14 protein-coding genes are annotated in these 18,929 nt (G+C 69.4%); 3 read left to right on the top strand and 11 right to left on the bottom strand.

The genetic code is table 11. The features are described from left to right. Positions 1-17 precede the first annotated feature (17 nt). From HWX62_RS06010 to HWX62_RS06000, 3 genes are all read right to left on the bottom strand, one after another. On the bottom strand, positions 18-182 hold the full coding sequence (locus HWX62_RS06010) for a hypothetical protein (RefSeq protein ID WP_175932872.1): 165 nt from the start codon (positions 180-182) through the stop codon (positions 18-20). Between the two features lie 68 nt (positions 183-250). Further along, positions 251-2,140 (bottom strand): DUF3857 and transglutaminase domain-containing protein, encoded by a 1,890-nt coding sequence (locus tag HWX62_RS06005; protein ID WP_175932871.1) that lies wholly within the window; start codon positions 2,138-2,140, stop codon positions 251-253. Between the two features lie 481 nt (positions 2,141-2,621). Continuing rightward, entirely contained in the window at positions 2,622-3,623 is a 1,002-nt protein-coding gene (locus tag HWX62_RS06000) for an OmpA family protein (RefSeq protein ID WP_175932870.1), read from the bottom strand. Between the two features lie 467 nt (positions 3,624-4,090). Between HWX62_RS06000 and HWX62_RS05995 the strand changes: the two genes are divergently transcribed. Continuing rightward, a complete protein-coding gene (locus HWX62_RS05995) occupies positions 4,091-4,954 on the top strand; it encodes a crotonase/enoyl-CoA hydratase family protein (RefSeq protein WP_175932869.1) in 864 nt (287 codons plus the stop codon). Between the two features lie 48 nt (positions 4,955-5,002). Here HWX62_RS05995 and pdeR read toward each other — a convergent pair whose 3' ends face one another. The 4 genes from pdeR to HWX62_RS05975 all read right to left on the bottom strand — a co-directional run bounded on the left by pdeR (position 5,003) and on the right by HWX62_RS05975 (position 13,509). After that, on the bottom strand, positions 5,003-7,006 hold the full coding sequence (gene pdeR, locus HWX62_RS05990; protein ID WP_175932868.1) for a cyclic di-GMP phosphodiesterase: 2,004 nt from the start codon (positions 7,004-7,006) through the stop codon (positions 5,003-5,005). A gap of 578 nt (positions 7,007-7,584) precedes the next feature. After that, a complete protein-coding gene (locus HWX62_RS05985; protein ID WP_175932867.1) occupies positions 7,585-11,223 on the bottom strand; it encodes a hydantoinase B/oxoprolinase family protein in 3,639 nt (1,212 codons plus the stop codon). A 128-nt stretch (positions 11,224-11,351) separates the two neighbouring features. Next, on the bottom strand, positions 11,352-12,650 hold the full coding sequence (locus tag HWX62_RS05980; RefSeq protein ID WP_175932866.1) for an MFS transporter: 1,299 nt from the start codon (positions 12,648-12,650) through the stop codon (positions 11,352-11,354). A gap of 85 nt (positions 12,651-12,735) precedes the next feature. Next, entirely contained in the window at positions 12,736-13,509 is a 774-nt protein-coding gene (locus HWX62_RS05975; protein WP_175932865.1) for a putative hydro-lyase, read from the bottom strand. Positions 13,510-13,712: 203 nt separating this feature from the next. Between HWX62_RS05975 and HWX62_RS05970 the strand changes: the two genes are divergently transcribed. Both HWX62_RS05970 and HWX62_RS05965 read left to right on the top strand, forming a co-directional pair. After that, positions 13,713-14,645, top strand: a complete 933-nt coding sequence (locus tag HWX62_RS05970; RefSeq protein WP_027782276.1) for a LysR family transcriptional regulator — start codon at positions 13,713-13,715, stop codon at positions 14,643-14,645. A gap of 155 nt (positions 14,646-14,800) precedes the next feature. After that, on the top strand, positions 14,801-15,685 hold the full coding sequence (locus tag HWX62_RS05965) for a hypothetical protein (RefSeq protein WP_175932864.1): 885 nt from the start codon (positions 14,801-14,803) through the stop codon (positions 15,683-15,685). 10 nt (positions 15,686-15,695) lie between these two features. Here the strand turns inward: HWX62_RS05965 and HWX62_RS05960 are convergent, their stop codons facing one another. The 4 genes from HWX62_RS05960 to HWX62_RS05945 all read right to left on the bottom strand — a co-directional run bounded on the left by HWX62_RS05960 (position 15,696) and on the right by HWX62_RS05945 (position 18,924). After that, positions 15,696-16,022 (bottom strand): antibiotic biosynthesis monooxygenase, encoded by a 327-nt coding sequence (locus HWX62_RS05960; protein WP_175932863.1) that lies wholly within the window; start codon positions 16,020-16,022, stop codon positions 15,696-15,698. A gap of 63 nt (positions 16,023-16,085) precedes the next feature. Then, positions 16,086-17,072 (bottom strand): YkgJ family cysteine cluster protein, encoded by a 987-nt coding sequence (locus HWX62_RS05955; RefSeq protein ID WP_175932862.1) that lies wholly within the window; start codon positions 17,070-17,072, stop codon positions 16,086-16,088. Further along, positions 17,066-17,878, bottom strand: coding sequence for a MetQ/NlpA family lipoprotein (locus HWX62_RS05950; protein ID WP_175932861.1), 813 nt, complete (start codon positions 17,876-17,878; stop codon positions 17,066-17,068). Before HWX62_RS05950 ends, HWX62_RS05955 begins: the two co-directional genes overlap by 7 nt. Further along, entirely contained in the window at positions 17,875-18,924 is a 1,050-nt protein-coding gene (locus tag HWX62_RS05945; RefSeq protein WP_175932860.1) for a formylglycine-generating enzyme family protein, read from the bottom strand. The genes HWX62_RS05950 and HWX62_RS05945 overlap by 4 nt, the downstream gene beginning before the upstream one ends. Positions 18,925-18,929: the final 5 nt, after the last annotated feature.

Raw genomic sequence — 18,929 nt, 5'->3', positions numbered from 1 at the left:
TAGCCGCCCGCCCCGCCTCACTTCAGCGCGTCGAGCCGGTCGACCAGCGCCGTCGCGCACCGCACGGCGAGCGCCGCGCACTGCTCCACATCGACTGTCGCGCCGGTCGCGACCGTGCCTTGCACGATCCGGCCCAGCAATTCCTTCGCGAGCTCGGCGATCTCGCGGTCCCGCTCCGTCATGATGTCCCTCCTGCGCGTCGGCGATTCAGTGATTCGCCCGTGCGGAGCGAATGCCGTGCCCGCCCCGTTCAACGCGGCTTCGCCCGCACGACGATCTGCGCCTGCGTGTCGCGCTCGATGCGCTCCAGCGACGCGCGCAGCGCCGCGAATTCGTCCGGCGTGCACACCTGCCGGCCGAAATCCGCCTTCATCCGCCGCGTGACCTGCAGGACGTGCGCGGCCGCATCGAACACGTAATGCGACGTGAAATCGACGAAGCGATCGTGCACGGCCGCATCGGCCGGCAGGTCGGTCACGGCGACGCCCGCCGGCAGCGCGATCTGGCCGGTCTCGTCGAACGTGCCGCCGAGGCAGCCCCACGGCTGCGTGCGCACGGGCTCGGCCAGCCAGCTCTCTACCTGCGTCGCGATGCCGCCCGTGAGGCTCGACAATGCGGGCAACGCGGTCGTGCCGTCGGGCCATACGACATGATCGAGCGTGCCGGTCAGGGTCACGCCGAACGGCCCGTCGGTCACGTGCCGGTCGCTGGTCGCCAGTTGCGCGCGGCCGCGCAGGCCGCTTTGCCGCAGGCGCTCGTTCGCCAGTTGCGCGATGCGGTCGCGCGACGCGCGGCGAAACAGGTTGCGCTCGAGTTCGGCCGTCCAGCCGTCGTCCTCGACATACGCCTGAACACGCGCGGCGCCGGGCTGCGCGGCATCGATCGCGATGCGCGCGATGCGCCCGCGCGGCTGCGTGGCCGGCGTGCGCGACAGCACGCCCGTATCGACGAGCAGCGCCGGCCGATCCATCACGATCGGCGGCAGGTAGCCGAACGCGATGCCGGCCGTCGTGGTATCCGCGTAGAGACCGAGATCGGGCAGCCACGTGATCGCATGATTGATCGCGCCGGCGCCGTAGCCGGGCACCGACGGCAGCGTGTACACCGAGCCGAGATTGATCAGCACCGGCTCGCTGCGAATGCCGACCGCCGCGAGCAGCGCGCCGAACAGCGCGACATGATCCTTGCAGTCGCCGTAGCGGTTGCGCAGGATGTCGGCCACGCGATGCGGCGCGGCGGCCGTTTCGCCGAGAAACAGTCCGACGTAGCGCACGTTCGCCTGCACCCAGTCGTACAGGATGCGCGCCTTGTCGCGGGAATCGGCGGCACCCGCCGTGAGCGCGCGCGCCAGTTGCACGACGGCCGGATCGTTCGCACTCGCGTCGACGGCCGCGTCGCGGTAGCGCGCCGCGAACGCCGCGTAATCGGGCAGCGTCGACACGACGAGCCGGTCGCCGTAGGTCGGATAGCCGACCGCGCCGCTCTCGATGCGATCGTACGCGCCGTGCCGGTAGTCGAATTCGTAGCGTGTGCGGCCGTTCGCCGTGACCGGCGGCAGCGCGACATAGCCGCGCGCATCCGCGTACAGCGGCATGTCGGCCGGCACGTCGAAGATCAGCCGCTGGCTGTCGACCGGCTCGCGCGACGGCTCCACGTAATAGCCGAAGTAGCCGCGATTGACGGGCTTCGTGCGGGTCTTGCGAAACGCGACGCGGGTGCTCGACCCGGCTTCGACGCCGGGGAACACGACGGTGCGCAGCAGCCCGTCCTGGAACGTCGGCGCGCCGGCCGAGCGCGGCTCCTGCACGTCGCGAATGCCGTCCGCGCCGACCGGATGCGCGACGCCGTCGCGGTCGATCGTCTCGGCCGCGAACAGCTCGACCTTCTCGAGATTCTTGTCGAACCACACGTAGCGTTGCGCGACCGCGTCGATACCGTTCGCGTCGTTCGCGCGCAGCGTCGAATCGTCGTGCTCGTCGAGCGAACCGTCGTGCTGGATCACGAATTCGTGGACGTCGCTGACGAGCGTGACGGGCGCCGTGTCGCCCGTGTCGTGCGTATCGGCCGCGGCCGTACCTGCGCCGAGCGCCACGGCGCATGCGAACAGGCAGCCGGTCCATCGGGAAGGAAAACGCACCACGTCGAAGCTCTCCGCGCGTTCGTTACCGGGCGTCAGGGCCGCGCGCCGGCGCGGAACTCGTACCGCATGACGCGCACATGACGGGCCACCCGCGTACCCGCCGCGGGGGCCGTCGTGCGGCCAGTGTGGGTGACGTACCGGCGAGCGTCAAGCCGCCTGGCGCAAGGCCGGCGCGCGGCGCGGCAAACCGTGACGGCCGGCATCGCGCTGATCGAAGCGATGCCGATGCCGACGTGATCGCGGCCCGGTCGTCGTTCGTCCGGTCGCACTCGTCGACCCGGCGGTGGGCGAAGGGCTCGAGTGCGGTGCGCTGTACCAGCCGCTCGCCGTCGTGTGCCGGTGCGATGCCCGCCGCGCCGGCCCGTTACTGGCAGTCGCCGACGCGCTTGCCGCGCCACGTCCACGCGAGCGTGTACGCACCGGCCTGCGCGTGCTGCCCGCGCAATTGCCCCTTCAGGTCATAGCTCGTCGCTGACGCGTACTACTGCTGCACGAGCTCGACGCGGCGGTTCTGCGCACGGCCCGCGTCGTCGGCGTTGGAGGCGACCGGCGACAGCGATGCCACGCCCTTCGCGACCAGCCGTGCCGGCGCGATCCGGTACGTCGTCGCGAGCGCCTGCGTGACGGCCTCCGCGCGTTTCTGCGACAGGTCGACGTTGTGCGCGAGCTGCCCCTGGTTGTCGGTATGCCCGACGATGTAGACCTTCAGCGCCGGATTCGCCGACAGCAGCTTCGCCATCTCGTCGAGCTGCGCCTTCGACTCCGGCTTCACCTGCGCCTTGTCGGTATCGAAGTAGATGCCGTACAGCGCGACCTTGCCGGTCGCGGCCAGCCCCTTCTGCAGCGCGCCGGAATCGATCACCTTCACCTGCCCCGTCTGCATCGGCTTCACCTCGACGACTTCCTCGTAGACGACCGTGCGCTTGTTCGACGCCGAATCGTCCATCACGTGCACGAACACGTATGCATCGCCCGCCGCGCGGGGCAGCTTCGCGAGGATCGTCCGGTGCTTGCCGCCGAAGTTCGCTTCGCCGCCGCCCGCCTTGCGCATCCGCCCGGAGTTGATCACGACGCTCTGGAACTCGTTGCCGCCGCTCTTGCCGCACTGCTCCGCCGTGCAACGAAACAGGATCTGGAAACCGCCCTTTTGCAGCGCATCGAGGTAGTTGCGCTCGACTTCGAGCGTCGACTTGTCGCCGCCGATCGTATAGCCGATGCGCGTGATCTTGCCTTCCAGGTTCAACCCCTTCGCGGTTCGCTCGTCGTCGATCGGCTGGTTCGGCAGGAATGCCTCGTCGAACGCGGTCTGCGAATACGCGTTGATCGTCGCGCCGGCGAAGCGCGAAATCAGCGGATGGTCCTTCGAGCCGGGCACGTCGCCGGCGGCCCAGGCGAGCGTGGAAAGCGACAGCAGCGCGGCGGCCGGCAATGCGTAACGGCCTGCACGCGTGAAACGGGTGAACGTCGTGACTGCGTTCTTCATGGGAGTCTCTCGGAATAGATTTTTAGTTCGATTGATCGCGGTGATGCGGCGCGCATCTTAGCAAACCTTGTCCGGCCGTCCGGACTGCCGGATGCGATCCGGTAGCCGCCCACCGGACTGTCCGGCATGCAGCCGCAGGCCGCCCCGCGGCCGGGCAGCGCTTTCGGCATGTAAGCGAACGATGCCGACAACCCTGCGCCGAACCGTCTGCCGGCCCGCGCCGGCAGACGTCGCCTCCCGCCCGATCCACCGCGCCCCCTCCCGATTCCCGTCTCTGCGTCCGTCGTCCCCGGCCCACCCGAGTGCCCCCCTCACCCGCGTCCCGTTCGTGCGTTGTTCCCCGCAATTCGTCTTTTGTGCGCGCGCAACAATGGCGATGCCTCGCGCCAGGCGCCCGGCGGGCAACCCGATGCCCGCCAGGCGCCTGGCGCGACGGTCTTTAAAACCACATCTCACGAGGACATACCATGCAACTCCAATCCCATCCGGCATGCCGCCCGTTTTACGAAGCCGGCGAACTCTCGCAACTGACCGCCTTCTACGAAGAAGGCCGTAACGTCATGTGGATGATGCTGCGATCGGAGCCGCGGCCGTGTTTCAACCAGCAACTCGTCACCGACATCATCCATCTCGCGCGCGTCGCACGCGACTCGGGCCTCACGTTCGACTTCTGGGTGACGGGCTCGCTCGTCCCCGAGCTGTTCAACGTCGGCGGCGACCTGAGCTTCTTCGTCGACGCGATCCGCAGCGGCCGGCGCGATCAGCTGATGGCCTACGCGCGCTCGTGCATCGACGGCGTGTACGAGATCTACACGGGCTTCGGCACCGGTGCGATCTCGATCGCGATGGTCGAGGGCAGCGCGCTCGGCGGCGGCTTCGAGGCCGCGCTCGCGCATCACTACGTGCTCGCGCAGAAGGGCGTGAAACTCGGGTTCCCGGAGATCGCGTTCAACCTGTTCCCGGGCATGGGCGGCTATTCGCTGGTCGCGCGCAAGGCGAACCGCGGCCTCGCGGAATCGCTGATCGCGACCGGCGAGGCGCATGCGGCCGAGTGGTACGAGGATCGCGGGCTGATCGACGAGACGTTCGACGCGGGTGACGCGTATCTGGCGACGCGCACCTTCATCGACGTGACGAAGCCCAAGCTGAACGGCATCCGCGCGATGCTGCGCGCCCGCGAACGCGTGTTCCAGCTGTCGCGCTCGGAGCTGATGGACATCACGGAAGCGTGGGTGCATGCGGCGTTCACGATCGAGCCGAAGGACCTCGCGTACATGGAACGCCTGGTGATGCTGCAGAACCGGCGCGTATCGAAGCTGCGCACGGTGTAATGCGACGGGCGCCGCCGATTGCCGGCGGCGCCTTGTCCGGAACGGCGCTCAGGCGATCAGCCTGAGCTTTCTCGTCTCCGCGAGCCACGCCTCGAACGCCTGCGCCGGCATCGGCCGCGCGTAGTAGTAGCCCTGCGCGTGATCGACGTCGAGCTGCTTGAGGAATTCGGCTTCCGCGTGCGTTTCGACGCCTTCGGCGACCACTGCGAAATTCAGCGCCTTCGCGAGCGACACGACCGAGCGCACCAGCGCCTGCGAGCGCGGATTGCGGTCGATGGCCGTGATGAAGGTACGGTCGAGCTTGATCGCGTCGAGCGGCAGGCGCGACAACTGCGACAGCGACGAATAACCGGTGCCGAAATCGTCGAGATGGATCTGCGCGCCGAGCTGGCGGAACTGCCGCATCAGCCCGTTGGCCGCCTCCTCGTCCTCGATGAAGCAGCTCTCGGTCAGCTCGATGTCGAGCAGGCCGGGCTTCAGCCCCGCGCCGTCGAGAATCGACGCGAACTGGTGCACGATGTTCATGTCCTGCAACTGCCGCGCGGACACGTTCACCGCGATCCGGATACCGAGCCCCTTCGCCTTCCACGCAGCGGCCTGCGCGGCCGCCGTGCGCATCACCCAGCGCCCGAGCGGCGCGATCAGCCCCGACTCCTCCGCGAACCGGATGAACTCGACCGGCGCGACGAGCCCGCGATCGGGCGACTGCCAGCGGATCAGCGCCTCGACGCCGTGCACGTCCCCCGTCGCGATATCGACGACCGGCTGGTAGTGCAGCACGAACTGCTCTTCCTCGAGCGCCTTGCGCAGGTTCGTGTCGAGCCACATGTACTTCGCGACCTTCTGGTTCATCTCCAGCGAGAACACGCGATACGTGTGCTTGCCTTCTTCCTTCGCGACGTACATCGCGGTGTCGGCGCTGCGGATCAGCGTCTCGAGCGAATCGCCGTGCTGCGGATGCATCGCGATGCCGATCGAGCAGCTCGTGTAGATCTCCATCAGCCCGAGATGGATCGGCGTGCGCAGCCGCTCGAGAATGATCTGCGCGGTCGCCTCCAGCAGCGGCCGCGTGCCGTGTTCGAACAGCACGAGGAATTCGTCGCCGCCGAGCCGCGCGAGCGTCGCGCCGGACGGCAGGCAGCCGCTGATGATCGCCGACACGTCCTGCAGCAGCCGGTCGCCGGTGATGTGCCCGTAGTGATCGTTGACGCGCTTGAAGTTGTCGAGATCGAGGAACAGGATGCCGACCTGGCCGCGCGTCAGCTCGCTCTCCTCGGCGATCGCCGTACGGATGCGCTCGCTGATCGCATGGCGGTTCGGCAGCCCGGTGAGCACGTCGGTGTTCGCGAGCTCGGTGAGCCGTTGCTGCGCGTTGCGCTCCTCGGTGATGTCGATACCCGAACAGATCAGGAACTGCTCGTCGACGCCGCTGCCGCTCTGCACGAACTTGTTGCGGAACTGGAACAGACGCGGCCCGTTGACCGTGTTGATGTAGCGCTCGACCGCGAACGACTGGTTGCTCGCGAAGAACCCCGTGATGTTGCTGCGCGACTGCGCGCCCTGCTCCGGGCTCATGAACAGCTCGAACGCGCTGCGGCCGATCACGTCGACCTCGCGCTTGCCCGTCACCTCCTCGCACAGGCGGTTGAAGCGCTGCACCATCCCGTTGCGGTCGAGGATCACGACGAGCGAATTCACTTCGGACACGACCTGCTCGGCGAACGCGAGCCCGTGCGACAGGTCGGCGGCGACGGAGGCGGTATCGGAATAGGCGGACGCCGTGCCGGCCCAGTCGACCGTATTGACCTTCCTGCCGACGAGATGGAGGCTGACCGGGTTGCCGAACAGCACGATGTCGATCACGAGGTGCGACGTGACGCCGGTCAGTGCGCGGATGCGCGCGGCCTGCTCGGCCGTCAGTGCGATCGCGACGTTGGTCAGGCCGCGGACCGCGGCCAGTTCGAGCGCGTTGCTGTCGCTGCCGAGCCGCCAGCACGGGCTGCGCGTACCGACGTGCGCCTCGAGCACCGCGCTATCGTTTTCGTCATCCATGGACACGCCCCGATCCAGAAAAAACGCACAGTGTAGACGGAGGCGAGTGGGCCGGCCGCCTTCCCGGGTCGCGCAGTGCGCATGCCCGGCAGGGCAGCCGTGATTGCCGTGACAGCGGGCCTCGTCCCGTACTTGTTTCCAGCTAATGCGGCCGGCGTTCGCGCATGACGCGCGCAGGTTCTGCCTTACGAATGATGAGAGCCATCTTATCAAATGACGATGAGGATTGGCACTCACATTTAGATCGGTGTGTCAAGGAACCGGGACTCGATTGGCAAGCCCGATTTTTCATGATCGGCAGCGGGCCAACGGGCGGATGACGCGGCGTGCGGCCGGGCGGCGAGACCGCCCGGGAGGGCCGCCGGGCGGGCTTCTGGCGCCAACTCCAGAATATGGGGCCGGACCTTTGCCGATACCGCGGCGGCAGGGTCGAATCGCAGTCGGCGAGCCGGCTTTTCGCCGCTTTTGATTCCATTCAGGCGTGAATGCCGGGCTTTATTCCACAGTTCGTTGCAATATCCGCCACCCCGTATCCGGCACCGGCACCCGGCGCGGCACGTCCGCGCCGGATGCGCGGCTCAGCCTGCCGCGCCGTAGCCGCCGCCGCCCGGGGTTTCGACGACGAACACGTCGCCCGGCGCCATCTGCGCGCGGCCGATGTGGCCGAGCACCTCCACCGTGCCGTCCGCCCGCTCGATCGTGTTGCGGCCGAGCGCGCCGGCCTCGCCGCCCGCCGCGCCGAACGGCGCGTGGATCCGGTTGTTCGACAGGATCGACGCGGTCATCGGCTCGAGGAAGCGGATCCGCCGCACCGCGCCGTCGCCGCCGCGCCAGCGCCCGCCGCCGCCCGAGCCGGCGCGGATCCGGTGCGAATCGAGCCGCACCGGGTAGCGCCATTCGAGTACCTCCGGATCGGTGAGCCGCGAGTTCGTCATGTGCGTCTGCACCGCGCCGACACCCGCGAAGCCGTTGCCCGCGCCGCTGCCGCCGGCGATCGTCTCGTAGTACTGGTACCGATCGTTACCGAATGTGAAGTTATTCATCGTTCCCTGGCTCGACGCGACGCAGCCGAGTGCGCCGTACAGCGCGTTGGTCACCGCCGACGACGTCTCGACGTTGCCCGACACGACGGCCGCCGGGTAGTCGGGGTTCAGCATCGAGCGGGCCGGCACGATCACGGTCAGCGGCTTCAGGCAGCCGGCGTTCAGCGGGATGTCGTCGCCGACCAGCGTGCGGAACACGTACAGCACCGCGGCCATGCAGACGGCCTTCGGCGCGTTGAAATTGTTGTCGAGCTGCGCGGACGTGCCGGTGAAGTCGATCTCCGCGCGCCGTGCCGCGCGATCGACGCGGATCGCGACGCGAATCTCCGCGCCGTTGTCGAGCGGGTAGCGGTACGCGCCGTCCTGCAGCGCGCCGATCACGCGCCGCACCGCTTCTTCCGCGTTGTCCTGCACGTGCCCCATGAACGCGAGCACGACGTCGCGGCCGAACTGCGCGACCATCCGGCGCAGCTCGTCGACGCCCTTCTGGTTCGCGGCGACCTGCGCGCGCAGGTCGGCCATGTTCTGCTCGACGTTGCGCGCCGGATAACGGCCCGACGCCAGCAGCGCGCGCGTCTCGGCGTCGCGCAGCACGCCGGCCGACACGAGCTGCCAGTTGTCGATCAGCACGCCTTCCTCGTCGATATGCGTCGAATCGGGCGGCATCGAGCCCGGCGTCGTGCCGCCGATGTCCGCATGGTGGCCGCGCGAGCCGACGTAGAACAGCGGTGCGTCCGAGCCGTCCGCGAACACCGGCGTGATGACGGTGACGTCCGGCAGGTGCGTGCCGCCGTGATACGGGTCGTTGAGCATGAACACGTCGCCGTCGCGCATGCGGCCGCGGTTGCGCGCGATCACCGTGCGGATGCTTTCGCCCATCGAGCCGAGGTGCACGGGCATGTGCGGCGCGTTCGCGATCAGGTTGCCGTCGCCGTCGAAGATCGCGCAGGAGAAGTCGAGCCGCTCCTTGATGTTCACCGAGTACGCGGTGTTCTGCAGCCGCAGCCCCATCTGCTCGGCGATCGACATGAACAGGTTGTTGAAGATCTCCAGCCGCACCGGGTCGGCGTCGGTGCCGAGCGAGCGGCGCGTCGGCAGCGGCGTCGTGCGCGTCAGCACGAGGTTGCCCTGCGCGGTCATCCCGGCGCGCCAGCCGGGCTCGACGACGGTCGTGCCGTTCTGCTCCGCGACGATCGCCGGGCCGTCGATCGCGTCGCCGGCGCGCAGCGTGTCGCGCACGACCAGCGCCGCATCGTGCCACTGGCCGCCCGAATAAAAGCGCACGGCCGCGTGCGCCTGCGGCGCCGCGCCAGCCTCGCGCGGGGCGAGCGGCGCGACGTCGACCGGCGCGTCCGAGCGGCCGATCGCCTCGACCGACGCAAGCTCGGCGACGAGCGGCGTGCCGGGCATCAGGAACGCGTAGCGCTGCCGGTACGCGGTTTCGAACGCCTGCTGCATCGCCGCGACCGAGCCGGCCGGCACGTCGAGCGCCGAATCGGTGCCCTGGTAGCGCAGGTGCACGCGCCGTTCGGTCACGATCCGCTGCGGCGGCACGCCCTGTTCAAGCAACGCGCCGATGGCTTCGTCGGCCAGCCGGTCGAGCGCCGCATTCAGCGCCGGCAGCGATGCGTCGGACAACACGGCTTCCACCGCACGCTCGCGCATTGCCGTCTGGTCGGCGAGGCCCATCCCGTACGCGGACAGCACGCCGGCGAGCGGATGCGCGAACACCTGCGTCATCCCGAGCGCATCGGCCACGCCGCACGCGTGCTGGCCGCCCGCGCCGCCGAACGTCGTCAGCACGTAGCGCGACACGTCGTGGCCGCGCTGCACGGAAATCTTCTTGATCGCATTCGCCATGCTGCCGATCGCGATCTCCAGGAACCCTTCGGCGAGCGCCTCGGGCGTCTCGCGCCGCCCGGTCGCCGCGTGGATTTCATCGGCGAGCGCCGCGAACTTCGCGACCACGCCGTCGCGGTCGAGCGGCTGGTCCGCATGCGGGCCGAACACGCGCGGGAAATGGTCGGGCTGGATCTTGCCGAGCATCACGTTGCAGTCGGTCACCGTCAGCGGGCCGCCGCGCCGGTAGGCGGCCGGCCCCGGGTTCGCGCCGGCCGATTCGGGCCCGACGCGCAGCCGCGCGCCGTCGAAGCCGAGCACCGAGCCGCCGCCGGCCGCGACCGTATGGATGCTCATCATCGGCGCGCGCATCCGCACGCCGGCCACCTGCGTCTCGAACACGCGCTCGAATTCGCCGTTGTAGTGCGACACGTCGGTCGACGTGCCGCCCATGTCGAAGCCGATCACGCGCTCGAAGCCGGCCGCGCGCGCCGCGCGCACCATCCCGACGATGCCGCCGGCCGGGCCGGACAGGATCGCGTCCTTGCCCTGGAATGCATCGGCGCGCGTCAGGCCGCCGCTGCTCTGCATGAACTGCAGGTTCACGCCCGGCATCTCGTGCGCGACCTGCTCGACATAGCGGCGCAGGATCGGCGACAGGTACGCGTCGACGACGGTCGTATCGCCGCGCGACACCATCTTCATCAACGGCGACACCTCGTGCGACACCGACACCTGCGTGAAGCCGATGCGGCGCGCGAGTTCGGCCACCATCCGTTCGTGCGCGGTATGGCGGTAGCCGTGGATCAGCACGATCGCGAGCGCCCGCACGCCGCTGTCGAACACGCGGCGCAACGATGCTTCGGCACCCTGAACGTCGAGCGGCACGACCACGTCGCCCTGCGCGCCGACGCGCTCGTCGATCTCGACGACCGTCTCGTACAGCGCGTCGGGCAGCACGATGTCGAGATCGAACAGGCGCGGCCGGTTCTGGTACGCGATGCGCAGCACGTCGCGAAAGCCGCGCGTCGTGGCGAGCGCGGTGCGTTCGCCCTTGCGTTCGAGCAGCGCGTTGGTCGCGACCGTCGTGCCCATCTTCACCATGTCGACCTGCGCCGGCGTGATCGGCTCGTCGGCCGCGAGGCCGAGCAGGTGGCGGATGCCGGCCACGGCCGCGTCGCGGTACTGCTCGGGGTTCTCCGACAGCAGCTTGTGCGTGACGAGCGTGCCGTCGGGCCGCCGCGCGACGATGTCGGTGAACGTGCCGCCGCGGTCGATCCAGAATTGCCAGCGGGCGGCGTCGGAGGAAACGGGAGAAAGATGTCGGTCAGTCATGATGTCGGTCGATGCGTCGTTGAATCGAGGAACGAGCGCCGCCGCACGGCGCGCGTCGCACGCCGTGTCACGGTCTCGATGAAAGGGAAAGGAAGACGCAGGGCCTGCCGCCCTGCCGTTGCCGCCGGTCAGGCGGCGTCGAGTTCGCGGCCGCGGGTCTCGGGCAGCGTCAGCGCGGCGACGATCACCACGCCGTAGGCGGCGACCGCGAAGAGGCCGATGCTCGTGCCGAGCCCGTACTGCTTCGACAGCGCACCGATCAGGAACGGGAACAGCGCACCGATCGCGCGGCCCACGTTGTAGCAGAAGCCCTGGCCGGAGCCGCGCACGCGGGTCGGGAACAGCTCGGTGAGGAACGCGCCCATCCCGGAGAAGATGCCCGACGCGAAGAAGCCGAGCGGGAAGCCGAGCCACAGCATCGACGCGTTGGTCAGGTTCAGCGACGTATACGAGAACGCGATCACCATCGAGCCGACCGCGAACAGGATGAAGTTCGGCTTGCGGCCGAGGCGATCGGTCAGGTACGCGCTCGTCAGGTAGCCGACCCACGAACCGAAGATGATCATCGCGAGATAGCCGCCGGTGCCCATCACCGTGAGGTGCCGCTCGGTCTTCAGGAAGGTCGGCAGCCACGTCGTGATCGCGTAGTAGCCGCCCTGCGCGCCGGTCGTCAGCAGCGCCGCGCGCAGCGTCGTCGTGATCAGCTTGGGCGCGAAGATCTCGGTGAGGCGCGGCGCGCCGGCCACTTTCGCCTGCGCGGCCTTCTCCTTCTCGTAGACGTCCGGCTCCTTCACGTAGCGGCGGATCGCGACGACCAGCAGCGCGGGCGCGAGCCCGACGAGGAACAGCGCGCGCCATGCCTGCTCGGCCGGCAGCACCGAGAACAGCAGCGCATACAGCAGCGCGCACAGCCCCCAGCCGATCGCCCAGCCCGACTGCACGAGGCCGACCGCCCTGCCGCGATCGCGCGCGCGAATCACTTCGCCGATCAGCACCGCGCCGGCCGTCCATTCGCCGCCGAAGCCGAAGCCCATCAGCGCGCGCGCCGCGACCAGTTGGGGGTAGTTCTGCGCGAGCCCGCACAGCGCGGTGAACACCGCGAACCACAGCACCGTGAGCTGCAGCGTGCGCACGCGGCCGATCCGGTCGGACAGGATGCCGGCGATCCAGCCGCCGAGCGCCGACGCGAGCAGCGTGATCGTGCCGATGAAACCCGCGTCGGCGAGCGAAATGCCCCAGGTCGCGACGAGCGTCGGGATCACGAACGACAGCATCTGCGTGTCCATCCCGTCGAGCATGTAGCCGACCTTGCAGCTCCAGAACGCGCGCCGCTCGCGCGGCTGCGCATCCGCGTACCACGAGAACAGGCCGGTGCGCTCGCGGCTCGCGGGCTCGGCGGCGGGCGCCGCGAGGGTCTTGCTTTCCATGGCGGTACTCCTGTCGTTGTGCGCCGTGAAATGGCGTGGGTGCGGTGTGTGTCGTACGTGCGTCGCGCAGGGATGCCCGGCCGGGTCAGAACACGGCCAGCGACGCGTTCGCGATGTCGGTCATCAGCATGTGGCCGGGCGTATGCGCGATCGCGATCGGCAGCTTCGCGTCCATCAGCGCGGTTTGCGGCGTCACGCCGCACGCCCAGAACACCGGCAGCTCGTCGTCGCGGATCGTCACCGCGTCGCCGAATTCGGGCGCGTTCAGATCCTCGATGCCGAGTTCCCGCGGGTGCCCGATATGGATCGGCGCGCCGTGCACGCCCGGGAAGCGGCTCGTGATCTGCACCGCGCGGATCGCGTCGGCGCCGCGCAGCGGCCGCATCGACACGACCAGCTGGCCGCCGAAGATGCCCGCGCGGCGGTTCGCGATCGACGTGCGGTACATCGGCACGTTGCGACCCTCCTCGACGTGGCGCAGGCCGATGCCTTCGCGGGCGAGCATGTCCTCGAACGAGAACGAGCAGCCGATCGCGAATACGACGAAATCGTCGCGCCACAGCGCTTCGAGCGACTCGACGCGCTCGGTCAGGCGGCCGTCCCGATAGACGTTGTAGCTCGGCACGTCGGTACGGATGTCGAGATCCTCGCCGAGCGCGTCGAGGCGGAACGCGCCCGGTTCGCCGACGCCCAGCAGCGGGCAGGCCTTCGGGTTCGCCTGACAAAAGCGCAGGAAATCGTGCGCGTACGCGTCGGGCAGGATCGCCAGGTTCGCCTGGGCAAACGGGCCGCAATGGCCGGCGGTCGGGCCGCGAAACGCGCCGCGGCGCACGGACTGGCGGAATTCGGAAGGCGTCATGATGGTGGTCGCAGATCGGGTGACGGGGAGATGACGGTGGCGTGTCATCGGATACGGCGAAGAATAGAAAGGAAAAAATTTTGTCGCCAACGAGTTTTTTTGCGCCCGTTGTATAGAATTTCTTAACGGACCCGCGGGTTTTCCCCGGTCCCGTTCATTTTTCGTCGCCGGCAAGCTGCGCATCCACTGCTCGCCCGACCGCCATGAACACGCGTTTTCTCGAAACCTTCGTCACGCTCGCGAAGCTGCGCAACTTCCGCACGACCGCGGCCGCGCTGCATGCGACGCCGGCCGCGATCTCGCAACGCCTGAAGGCGCTCGAGGACGAATTGCATACCGTACTCGTCGATCGCGACAGCCGCGCGTTCCGGCTCACGCCGAACGGCGAATACCTGCTCGGCTATGCGAAAGCCGTGGTCGAGGCGACGCAGGAACTGCAGGCCGCCGCGTCCGGCGAGCGCGCGCTGCGCGGCAAGCTGCGGCTCGGCGTGATCGAGACGGTCGTGCACAGCTGGCTGCCGCACTATATGCGCCGGCTCGCGGCCGACTATCCGCAGCTCGAGATCGACCTGACCGTCGACGTCAGCGTCGTGCTGCAGCGCCGGCTGATGGCCGGAGAACTCGACCTGATCATCCGCGTCGAGGGCAGCGACGAGGCGTCGGTCGTGTGCGACGCGCTCGCGAACTACCCGGTGCGCTGGATCGCGCGCGCGGGGCTGCTGCCGAACACGCGCACGGGCCTCGCGCGGCAGGTGCTGCGTCAGCCGATCCTCACCTACGGGCGCGGCACCGCGCCCCATCGCGCGCTGGAAGACATCGTGCGCACGCTCGCGCATGCGCACGGCGTGCCGCTGTCGGAGACGCGCATCACCGGGTCGCCGTCGATCTCGGTGATCGTGCAGCTGGTGCGCGACGGTTTCGGCGTCGCCGCGATTCCGGTGCTGTTCGTCGATGCATTGATCGAGAGCGGCGAAGTCGTCGAGCTGCCGCTGCAGCCGTCGCCGCCGTCGATCGTCGTGTCGATGTCGCGGCGGGCGGACGCGCCGCGGTTCGTACACGGCGCATCGATCGCCGCGCGCGCGGCATGTCACGAGTATTGCGAGAAGAGCACGCGGTTGCTGGTCGAAGCGCTTTGACGGTCATGCGCCGGATGACGCGCGGTCGACATCGCGATGCGAATCCCCCACAATCGCATTCGGCGCGTCGCGACACCGGCGCCGCGCCGCGTGAATGACCGCCCGGCCATCCGGCATTCGCCGCTTCGCACGATCGCGCCCCCCGAGAAGGCAACATGCCGATTCGCTCCGCTTCGCCCCGCCTGAACCTGGCGCGCGCCGTGATCGTCGCGCTGTACGTCGCGTCGCTGCTGCTGCCCGTCGCGGCCGAACCGCCGAACGCGGCCGGCGCGGTGAGCTGGTGGCGCGGCTACACGGTGCTCGCGCTCGGCGGGCTCGCGATCCTCGACCTGCAATTCGCGTGGCTCGGCAACCCGCTGCTCGTCGTCGCGCTGCTCAGGCCGAGCCGTACCGTATCCGCGCTGCTGGCCGTGGTCGTGGCCTTTGCGCTCGGGTGGCATACGATCCCGACCGACGCGAACTACGAAACGATCCGCACGTTCGGGGCCGGGTACTACTTATGGATCGCGGCGATGGTGGGCGCCGCCGCGCTGCCGTGGATCGACGGGCGCAGGCGGCAGGATGGCGTGGCCCCGAACCATGCGGTCGATGCCGCGCGTGCGGCCGTGCCGGCCGGCACGGGCACGGACAGCCCGACCCGCCCGAATGCCGCGTCGGCATCGACTCGACCGCCCGCCCGGCCGAGCGGCTGGACCGTGACGGCAACCGATACGCACATCGAAGCGACCGACCAGACGGGCGCGACGCGCGGCATTGCGCTGTCCGACCTCGGCGCGATCGTGATCGAAACCAACGACGAGGGTCCGTTCGTGTCGGATATCTGGTGGATCCTGTTCGATACGAACCAGCGATTCGCATGCGCCTTCCCGCAGGACGCGGAAGGCGCGAAGGCGGCGGTCGACCGGCTGCTCGATCTGCCCGGCATCGATCACCGCAAGGTCATCGATGCGCAGACGTCGATCCAGAACGCGACGTTTCCGATCTGGGCGCGCGCGACGAGCGAGTCGAGCGCGCCGGGAGAAGCCGGGGCGACTGCCTGACCGGCAACCGTTACGCGGCTGGCGCCACACGCGGCGGCGTCAGCTTGCCGTCGCCATACTCGCGAAGCACCTGCGAAATCACGACGCGATACCCGTCCAGCCAGCGCGCCTGCTTCGCCTTGGCCTCGAGATGCGCGGGATGCTGCATCAACTGCCGCAGCGCCGCCTCGGATTCCCAGTAGTAGACGTTCTGGATCAGCCCGGCCTCCGCGTTCTCCCACGCTTCCTCGCCGAGATAGCCGGGCGTCGCGCGCGCCATGTCGGCGATCTGCCGGTCGAGCCGGTGAAATTCGTCGTCGTACTGCCCGGCGCGAAAAATGAAGGTCGATGCGTACATGCCGCTCCATCCGAATGAATGAAAGAGCGCGAAGTGTAAGGCATGCGCGGCGTGCCGCGATCGTCACGCGGCGAGCGGATCGGCGTCGACGCGATCGTCGAGCCATGCGTCGATGCGTGGCGCATCGTCGCGCGTTCCAACCGCGGATGCGGGCATCGCCGCGAGCGCCCGTCGCGCGCGTTCCAGCGCCTGCGCGAAGCCGCGCAATTCGTGCGTCGCCGGCCGGTCGGCGGCCAGTCGGCGCGCGAGCGCCGCTTCGATGTTCGCGCCGATCAGCGCCAGCTGGGCGTCGATGAAATCGATGCACAGCGCACGGCAATGCGCGGACACCTGAGCGACGGTCAGCAGGACCGGCACGATCGACACGGTCAGGTAGCCGCCGGGGGCAAGCCGCGACAGCGCGTGGCTCGCGCCCGCTCCGCCGCCGGTCAGCGACGCGAACACGGCGTCGCGCCACACCGCGCGCTCGATCACGAGCGCCTCGCGATGCGCGTCGAGCGCCGCGCAATCGGCGACCTGCCCGGCCGTCACCAGCGGAATCGGGAACACCGATTCGTCGGCAGACCGCACATGCCCCGCTTCGACGATGCAGTTCGCGCCCAGCCACGCCGCATCGTCGCGCCGTGCCGCGAGCACGCGTGCCTGCAACCGGTCGGGCAGCATCGGATCGAGCGGCACCGCGCGGCAGATCGACGGCTTGTTCGCGTGCACGCCGCAGCGACCGTCGTCGGCGAGCGCCGCGCAGCGGCCCAGCGACGGATAGTCGTAACCTTGCAGCGTCAGCGCGAGCCATTCGGCCTGCGCGCCGCCGCGGCGATGGAACAGGCGGTCCGCCAGCGCATCGGCCGCCGCGACGTCGTCGGCATCGAGCGCATGTTCGCGACCGCCCGCCTGCCAGCGTTCGCCGATCCGCCGCCTCGGCACGCGGCGAATCGTCAATGCGCCGACGAAGCGATGCCGATGCCGGAACAGTTCGCGCAACGACAACGTCGGCGCGCTGTTGCAGCAGCGGCCGCACGCGTGGCACGCGAGCAGGTAGGTGTCTACCACGGCCGGCGCACCGAATCCTGGTAGCGCGTGAGGATGAAGCGCGCGACGTCGTCCGAGTGATACGCGGCGACGAGCTGCGCGACCCACGGCTTCGTGCGATCGGCGTCGCGCACCGTCAGCACGTTCGCATACGGCGAGCGGGCGTCCTCGAGGCTGATGCTGTCGCGCGCGGGCTGCAGCCCGAAGCGGGCCGCGTCGTCGCTGTCGATCGCGACGAACGCGGCCGTGTCGAGCGCCGCGTAAAGCCGGTCGCGGCGCAGCGCGACGAATTTCAGCCCGAGCCGGTTGCTCGTGACGTCGCGCAGCGTCGCATGCAGGCCGGCCTGTTCGCGCAGCGTCACCAGCGTGTCGTTCTGCAGCAGCACGAGCGCGCGCGCCATCCCGCGCGGATCGGCGGGAAGCGCGACCGTCGCGCCGGGTTGCAATGCGTTCAGGCTCGTCAGCTTGCGCGAATAGAACGCCATCGGCAGCGTGACGGTCGGCGCGACGGCGGTCAGCGCATAGCCTTTCGCCGCGCGCGTGGCGCTCAGGCGTTGCGCATCCTCGAAGCTGGCCGCGTCGATCCGCCCGTCGGCCAGCGCCGTGTCGATGCGCGACGCATCGTCGAATTCGACGACGTCGACGCCCAGCCCGCGCGCGGCGGCCACCCGCTTCACTTCGTCGAGGATCTGCGCGTGCACGCCGCGCGTGACGCCGACGCGCACGGCCGGCGCCGCGGCGTCGGCAGCCAGCGCCGCGCCGCCGTGCGCGACGCCGCATGCCGCCAGCAGCCACGCCGAAACGAATCGCCCGATGCCGGCCGTCATGACGCGTCCCTCAGGATCGTGCGAAACCCGATATGCGACGCGCCGAGATCGGCTTCCTGCCGTTCGCGCGACGATGCGCGATAGCGCACGCAGTAATCGCGCGAGCACAGGAACGAGCCGCCCTTGATGACCATCGGCGTATCGTGCCGGCGCGTCGGCGGTGCGACGGCCGCCGTGTCGCCGTTCGTATGCGACTGATGCGGGCCCGTGTACGCGTCCTTCGTCCATTCCCACGCGTTGCCGATCATGTCGTACAGATGGAAGCCGTTCGCCGCGTAGCAGCCGACCGGCGCGAGGCCCGCATGACCATCCTCGGCCGTGTCGAGCACGGGGAACGCGCCCTGCCAGTAGTTCGCGGCCGGCTTGCCGTCCGCATCGCGCGGCGCCGCATCGAGCGATGCGTCGTCGCGGCCGGCCTTGCCCGCGTATTCCCATTCGGCCTCGGTCGGCAGGTCGCGGCCGAGCCAGCGCGCATACGCGAGCGCATCGCGCTGCGTGACGAGCGTCACCGGCAGGTTGCCGTGCCCGTCCACGTCGCTGCCGGGCCCGCGCGGATGCCGCCACGACGCACCCTTCACCCACGACCACCACGCGAGGTCGCGCGCGTTCATCTCGTCGCGCGTCGGCACATGGAACACCGCCGCGCCGCCCTGCTGCTCGGCCTCGGTCACGTAACCGGTCGCCTGCACGAATGCCGCGAACTGCGCGATCGTCACGTCCGTCTGGTCGATCCAGAACCCGCCGACGCGCGTCTTGCCGTCGCCGGCCGGACGCTCGTCCGCATAGCCGCGCGTGCTGCCGAACACGAACGCGCCGCCGCGCAGGTGCACCATTCCGGCCTTCGGATCGTCGCGCCACTTCGCGGGCAGCCCCGAATAGCGTTCGCACTGGCGCTCGGAGCCGAGCGGCGCCAGCGGGCGCCCGCGATTCGCGTCGTCGAACGCGCCGCCCGCGGACGCCGACGGGCTCGCATAGCCGGCGGCAAACGCAGCCGCAAACAGCGTGGCCGCGAGTGCCGAGCCGAGCGTCAGGAAGCGGAACCGCATCGTGC

Source organism: Burkholderia sp. BCC0506 (genome assembly GCF_902833145.1).
Taxonomy (GTDB): domain Bacteria; phylum Pseudomonadota; class Gammaproteobacteria; order Burkholderiales; family Burkholderiaceae; genus Burkholderia.
The sequence above is the reverse complement of the archived record's forward strand: the minus strand, read 5'-3'. Positions and strand labels throughout refer to the sequence as shown.

What these genes read in the sequence shown, in the direction of transcription:
- HWX62_RS06010 (WP_175932872.1), bottom strand. Translation starts at nt 182, where the DNA reads ATGACGGAGCGGGACCGCGAGATCGCCGAGCTCGCGAAGGAATTGCTG.
- HWX62_RS06000 (WP_175932870.1), bottom strand. Translation starts at nt 3,623, where the DNA reads ATGAAGAACGCAGTCACGACGTTCACCCGTTTCACGCGTGCAGGCCGT.
- HWX62_RS05995 (WP_175932869.1), top strand. Translation starts at nt 4,091, where the DNA reads ATGCAACTCCAATCCCATCCGGCATGCCGCCCGTTTTACGAAGCCGGC.
- pdeR (WP_175932868.1), bottom strand. Translation starts at nt 7,006, where the DNA reads ATGGATGACGAAAACGATAGCGCGGTGCTCGAGGCGCACGTCGGTACG.
- HWX62_RS05985 (WP_175932867.1), bottom strand. Translation starts at nt 11,223, where the DNA reads ATGACTGACCGACATCTTTCTCCCGTTTCCTCCGACGCCGCCCGCTGG.
- HWX62_RS05980 (WP_175932866.1), bottom strand. Translation starts at nt 12,650, where the DNA reads ATGGAAAGCAAGACCCTCGCGGCGCCCGCCGCCGAGCCCGCGAGCCGC.
- HWX62_RS05975 (WP_175932865.1), bottom strand. Translation starts at nt 13,509, where the DNA reads ATGACGCCTTCCGAATTCCGCCAGTCCGTGCGCCGCGGCGCGTTTCGC.
- HWX62_RS05970 (WP_027782276.1), top strand. Translation starts at nt 13,713, where the DNA reads ATGAACACGCGTTTTCTCGAAACCTTCGTCACGCTCGCGAAGCTGCGC.
- HWX62_RS05965 (WP_175932864.1), top strand. Translation starts at nt 14,801, where the DNA reads ATGCCGATTCGCTCCGCTTCGCCCCGCCTGAACCTGGCGCGCGCCGTG.
- HWX62_RS05960 (WP_175932863.1), bottom strand. Translation starts at nt 16,022, where the DNA reads ATGTACGCATCGACCTTCATTTTTCGCGCCGGGCAGTACGACGACGAA.
- HWX62_RS05950 (WP_175932861.1), bottom strand. Translation starts at nt 17,878, where the DNA reads ATGACGGCCGGCATCGGGCGATTCGTTTCGGCGTGGCTGCTGGCGGCA.
- HWX62_RS05945 (WP_175932860.1), bottom strand. Translation starts at nt 18,924, where the DNA reads ATGCGGTTCCGCTTCCTGACGCTCGGCTCGGCACTCGCGGCCACGCTG.